This window comes from Neisseria sp. P0001.S005 (assembly GCF_051963715.1).
In genome coordinates this window covers 1-305 of sequence record NZ_JBQCTZ010000915.1, presented here as the reverse complement: position 1 = coordinate 305, position 305 = coordinate 1, and the positions used below count along the sequence as shown (strand labels likewise).

Annotated in this window: 1 pseudogene; it reads right to left on the bottom strand. The window is 52.1% G+C overall.

What is annotated here, in order from left to right:
- Positions 1 to 305: pseudogene (locus ACTHSP_RS23480) on the bottom strand (helix-turn-helix transcriptional regulator); the annotation flags it as partial.

The window sequence follows — 305 nt, the reverse complement described above, 5'->3', positions numbered from 1 at the left end:
ATAACGGAAAGGTTTTTGATGTCGCGCGTTACATAATTTTCAATCCAATAGCGTCGGAACGCCATGGCGAACATGGGTTGCTCATCGCCGACGAGCTGACCGTGTCCGGCCGCGGCTTGGATGTCGTAACGCGGTACGAAGACAAATTCGTCTATATCGACAGGGTTGCCCAGTGTGTCGGTTGCTGTGGCTTTTGGGGCTTCGGAATCGGGGAAGGGAGAACCTTCGCCTGTCAAAAGCCAGTCTATGCTGCAGCCTTTAAGTTGTTTGATTTTTTTTAGCGTTTCCGATTTCGGCAGGCCGCC